This is a genomic window from Herbaspirillum sp. GW821-FHT09A12, from assembly GCF_059418325.1.
Window position 1 is genome coordinate 1 of record NZ_JBWKPR010000026.1, and the last position, 5,751, is coordinate 5,751.

Genomic DNA, 5,751 nt, shown 5'->3' on the forward strand with positions numbered 1-5,751 from the left:
CTTGCGTGGGTTGAGGTGGGTTGCTATAGTTCGCCCCCTGCTGACGCGACACACGAAGCGACGAGAAAAACGAAGCGGAAATAGTGCGCGAAGCAGAGGGAAGTTGAAGGGAAAGTTGGAGTTTGAGTAGTAAGAAACTTCAGCAGAAATTTTTAAGAAAGCGTTAAAAAAGTAGTTGACGCAAATTAAAAATGACCTCATAATCTCGTTTCTCTGCTGCTGACAAACAAAACGATTTGCCAGCGACGCGAACGAAGCGCAAGCGACGTGAGCGACAGACAAGATCTTTAAAAATTAACAGCCGATAAGCGTGGGCGTTTAATGGAGTGCGACAGACCTTCGGGTCTGGAAACTTTAAACATTAAATGCTCACAAGAAATATAGGTAAGATCGCAAGAAATTACCTGTCAGTATTTTGAGAGAGCGACACCCTTCGGGGTGGCCAGAAATGGCACAAAACAGAGATTAAACTAAAGAGTTTGATCCTGGCTCAGATTGAACGCTGGCGGCATGCCTTACACATGCAAGTCGAACGGCAGCATAGGAGCTTGCTCCTGATGGCGAGTGGCGAACGGGTGAGTAATATATCGGAACGTGCCCTAGAGTGGGGGATAACTAGTCGAAAGATTAGCTAATACCGCATACGATCTACGGATGAAAGTGGGGGATCGCAAGACCTCATGCTCGTGGAGCGGCCGATATCTGATTAGCTAGTTGGTGGGGTAAAAGCTCACCAAGGCGACGATCAGTAGCTGGTCTGAGAGGACGACCAGCCACACTGGGACTGAGACACGGCCCAGACTCCTACGGGAGGCAGCAGTGGGGAATTTTGGACAATGGGGGCAACCCTGATCCAGCAATGCCGCGTGAGTGAAGAAGGCCTTCGGGTTGTAAAGCTCTTTTGTCAGGGAAGAAACGGTTGCAGCTAATATCTGCGACTAATGACGGTACCTGAAGAATAAGCACCGGCTAACTACGTGCCAGCAGCCGCGGTAATACGTAGGGTGCAAGCGTTAATCGGAATTACTGGGCGTAAAGCGTGCGCAGGCGGTTGTGTAAGACAGATGTGAAATCCCCGGGCTCAACCTGGGAATTGCATTTGTGACTGCACGGCTAGAGTGTGTCAGAGGGGGGTAGAATTCCACGTGTAGCAGTGAAATGCGTAGATATGTGGAGGAATACCGATGGCGAAGGCAGCCCCCTGGGATAACACTGACGCTCATGCACGAAAGCGTGGGGAGCAAACAGGATTAGATACCCTGGTAGTCCACGCCCTAAACGATGTCTACTAGTTGTCGGGTCTTAATTGACTTGGTAACGCAGCTAACGCGTGAAGTAGACCGCCTGGGGAGTACGGTCGCAAGATTAAAACTCAAAGGAATTGACGGGGACCCGCACAAGCGGTGGATGATGTGGATTAATTCGATGCAACGCGAAAAACCTTACCTACCCTTGACATGGATGGAATCCTGAAGAGATTTGGGAGTGCTCGAAAGAGAACCATCACACAGGTGCTGCATGGCTGTCGTCAGCTCGTGTCGTGAGATGTTGGGTTAAGTCCCGCAACGAGCGCAACCCTTGTCATTAGTTGCTACGAAAGGGCACTCTAATGAGACTGCCGGTGACAAACCGGAGGAAGGTGGGGATGACGTCAAGTCCTCATGGCCCTTATGGGTAGGGCTTCACACGTCATACAATGGTACATACAGAGGGCCGCCAACCCGCGAGGGGGAGCTAATCCCAGAAAGTGTATCGTAGTCCGGATTGGAGTCTGCAACTCGACTCCATGAAGTTGGAATCGCTAGTAATCGCGGATCAGCATGTCGCGGTGAATACGTTCCCGGGTCTTGTACACACCGCCCGTCACACCATGGGAGCGGGTTTTACCAGAAGTGGGTAGCCTAACCGCAAGGAGGGCGCTCACCACGGTAGGATTCGTGACTGGGGTGAAGTCGTAACAAGGTAGCCGTATCGGAAGGTGCGGCTGGATCACCTCCTTTCTAGAGTGCGCACGAAGTTAAGCGTCCACACTTATCGGCTGTAAATCAATAAGAACAGTTATTTGGTAGGAAGCACGGTTTGATGCAAATTGCTGAGAACTGGCTACTGATACTGATCCAAGCGGGTCTGTAGCTCAGCTGGTTAGAGCACCGTGTTGATAACGCGGGGGTCGTTGGTTCGAGCCCAACCAGACCCACCAAGGTTTCGGGGGTTTAGCTCAGCTGGGAGAGCACCTGCTTTGCAAGCAGGGGGTCGTCGGTTCGATCCCGTCAACCTCCACCAAGATATCAAACCTAAGTCAGCGCTGTAAAAGGCGTTGTGATTTAGGTTTGGTCTTTTAAGACTAATGGCTGTTTTTGTTCTTTAACAATCTGGAAGAAGTAAAGATTCATTTAAGCGATCGCCAGGACTTCGGTTCTTGCGAGCGTAAGAAATGGGTGTGATTGTATCAATCAAAGTATTACGAAGTGATCTTAGCAATTAGAAGACTTACTTTGGCAATACGGCAAACGCTAAACTCAAATTTTTCTATAGCGCTCTGGCAACAGAGGCTAACGTTATAGGAACAAGCGAATAAGTGCACATGGTGGATGCCTTGGCGATTACAGGCGATGAAGGACGTAGTAGCTTGCGATAAGCTGCGGGGAGCTAGCAAACAAGCTTTGATCCGCAGATTTCCGAATGGGGAAACCCACCCGCAAGGGTATCACTCACTGAATACATAGGTGTGTGAAGCGAACGTGGCGAACTGAAACATCTAAGTAGCTACAGGAAAAGAAATCAACCGAGATTCCCAGAGTAGTGGCGAGCGAAATGGGACCAGCCTGCAAGATTTAGCATCATTGATAGTGGAACGGAATGGAAAGTCCGGCCATAGAGGGTGATAGCCCCTTACACGAAATCATTGGTGTGGAACTAGGCTTGCGACAAGTAGGGCGGGACACGTGAAATCCTGTCTGAACATGGGGGGACCATCCTCCAAGGCTAAATACTCGTAATCGACCGATAGTGAACCAGTACCGTGAGGGAAAGGCGAAAAGAACCCCGGAAGGGGAGTGAAATAGATCCTGAAACCGTGTGCATACAAACAGTAGGAGCCTCGCAAGGGGTGACTGCGTACCTTTTGTATAATGGGTCAGCGACTTACATTCAGTGGCAAGGTTAACCGCATAGGGAAGCCGTAGAGAAATCGAGTCCGAATAGGGCGTTCAGTCGCTGGGTGTAGACCCGAAACCAAGTGATCTATCCATGGCCAGGTTGAAGGTGCGGTAACACGCACTGGAGGACCGAACCCACTAATGTTGAAAAATTAGGGGATGAGCTGTGGATAGGGGTGAAAGGCTAAACAAACTTGGAAATAGCTGGTTCTCTCCGAAAACTATTTAGGTAGTGCCTCAAGTATCACCATCGGGGGTAGAGCACTGTTATGGCTAGGGGGTCATCGCGACTTACCAACCCATTGCAAACTCCGAATACCGATGAGTGCGAGCTTGGGAGACAGACGCCGGGTGCTAACGTCCGACGTCAAGAGGGAAACAACCCAGACCGCCAGCTAAGGTCCCAAAGATTGGCTAAGTGGAAAACGAAGTGGGAAGGCTAAAACAGTCAGGAGGTTGGCTTAGAAGCAGCCATCCTTTAAAGAAAGCGTAATAGCTCACTGATCGAGTCGTCCTGCGCGGAAGATGTAACGGGGCTAAGCCAGTCACCGAAGCTGCGGATATCCGCAAGGATATGGTAGGAGAGCGTTCTGTAAGCCTGTGAAGGTGTCTTGTAAAGGATGCTGGAGGTATCAGAAGTGCGAATGCTGACATGAGTAGCGATAATGCGGGTGAAAGGCCCGCACGCCGTAAGCCCAAGGTTTCCTGTTCAACGTTCATCGGAGCAGGGTGAGTCGGCCCCTAAGGCGAGGCAGAGATGCGTAGCTGATGGGAAGCAGGTTAATATTCCTGCACCGTCGTTAGATGCGATGGGGGGACGGATCGCGGAAGGTTGTCCGGGTGTTGGAAGTCCCGGTTTCTGTATCAGAGAAGGCTGTTAGGCAAATCCGGCAGCGTAATTCAAGGGTATGGGACGAGCGAACTTGTTCGCGAAGCAATCGGAAGTGGTTCCAAGAAAAGCCTCTAAGCTTCAGTCTAACGAGACCGTACCGCAAACCGACACAGGTGGGCGAGATGAGTATTCTAAGGCGCTTGAGAGAACTCGGGAGAAGGAACTCGGCAAATTGGTACCGTAACTTCGGGATAAGGTACGCCCAAGTAGTTTGACTGGCCTGCGCCAGAAGGATGAAAGGGTTGCAATAAAATGGTGGCTGCGACTGTTTAATAAAAACACAGCACTCTGCAAACACGAAAGTGGACGTATAGGGTGTGACGCCTGCCCGGTGCTGGAAGATTAAATGATGGGGTGCAAGCTCTTGATTGAAGTCCCAGTAAACGGCGGCCGTAACTATAACGGTCCTAAGGTAGCGAAATTCCTTGTCGGGTAAGTTCCGACCTGCACGAATGGCGTAACGATGGCCACACTGTCTCCTCCCGAGACTCAGCGAAGTTGAAATGTTTGTGATGATGCAATCTACCCGCGGCTAGACGGAAAGACCCCATGAACCTTTACTGTAGCTTTACATTGGACTTTGAACCAATCTGTGTAGGATAGGTGGGAGGCTTTGAAGCGTGGACGCTAGTCTGCGTGGAGCCAACCTTGAAATACCACCCTGGTTTGTTTGAGGTTCTAACCTTGGTCCGTTATCCGGATCGGGGACAGTGTATGGTAGGCAGTTTGACTGGGGCGGTCTCCTCCCAAAGTGTAACGGAGGAGTTCGAAGGTACGCTAGGTACGGTCGGACATCGTGCTAATAGTGCAATGGCATAAGCGTGCTTAACTGCGAGACTGACAAGTCGAGCAGGTACGAAAGTAGGACATAGTGATCCGGTGGTTCTGTATGGAAGGGCCATCGCTCAACGGATAAAAGGTACTCTGGGGATAACAGGCTGATTCCTCCCAAGAGTTCATATCGACGGGGGAGTTTGGCACCTCGATGTCGGCTCATCACATCCTGGGGCTGTAGCCGGTCCCAAGGGTATGGCTGTTCGCCATTTAAAGTGGTACGTGAGCTGGGTTTAAAACGTCGTGAGACAGTTTGGTCCCTATCTGCCGTGGGCGTTGGAAGTTTGAAGGGGGCTGCTCCTAGTACGAGAGGACCGGAGTGGACGAACCTCTGGTGTATCGGTTGTCACGCCAGTGGCATTGCCGAGTAGCTAAGTTCGGAAGAGATAACCGCTGAAAGCATCTAAGCGGGAAACTCGCCTTAAGATGAGACTTCCCGGGAACTAGATTCCCCTAAAGGGTCGTTCGAGACCAGGACGTTGATAGGTCAGGTGTGGAAGCGCAGTAATGCGTTAAGCTAACTGATACTAATTGCCCGTGCGGCTTGTTCCTATAACATTAGCTCGGTTATAGACAAGTTTGCGTTATGTGTTTGCCCTTATGTGCATCACACCCTCATGTAATGTAAATGAATTAATACTTCTTCCAAGATTGGGTTGCTCGCTGCTCCGTTTGAGAGCGCGCAACTTTACAAGTTATGCCTGATGACTATAGCAAGTTGGTACCACCCCTTCCCATCCCGAACAGGACCGTGAAACGACTTCGCGCCGATGATAGTGCTGCAACCAGTGTGAAAGTAGGTCATCGTCAGGCTTGTTACTCCGCAATAGCCTCTCCATCTCTGATGGGGAGGCTTTTTGCTTTGCG

At 50.7% G+C, this 5,751-nt stretch carries 2 tRNA genes and 3 rRNA genes; all 5 read left to right on the forward strand.

Annotation, left to right across the window (positions count from 1 at the left end):
- Positions 1-467: 467 nt before the first annotated feature.
- The 5 genes from AC07N6_RS24200 to rrf all read left to right on the forward strand — a co-directional run bounded on the left by AC07N6_RS24200 (position 468) and on the right by rrf (position 5,697).
- A 16S ribosomal RNA gene (locus tag AC07N6_RS24200) occupies positions 468-2,000 on the forward strand.
- 123 nt (positions 2,001-2,123) lie between these two features.
- Positions 2,124-2,200 (forward strand) — tRNA-Ile (locus tag AC07N6_RS24205).
- 7 nt (positions 2,201-2,207) lie between these two features.
- Positions 2,208-2,283 (forward strand) — tRNA-Ala (locus AC07N6_RS24210).
- 281 nt (positions 2,284-2,564) lie between these two features.
- Positions 2,565-5,436, forward strand: a 23S ribosomal RNA gene (locus AC07N6_RS24215).
- Positions 5,437-5,584: 148 nt separating this feature from the next.
- Positions 5,585-5,697 (forward strand): 5S ribosomal RNA (gene rrf, locus AC07N6_RS24220).
- Together the 16S, 23S and 5S rRNA genes with 2 tRNA genes alongside form the textbook arrangement of a ribosomal RNA operon.
- Positions 5,698-5,751 lie beyond the last annotated feature (54 nt).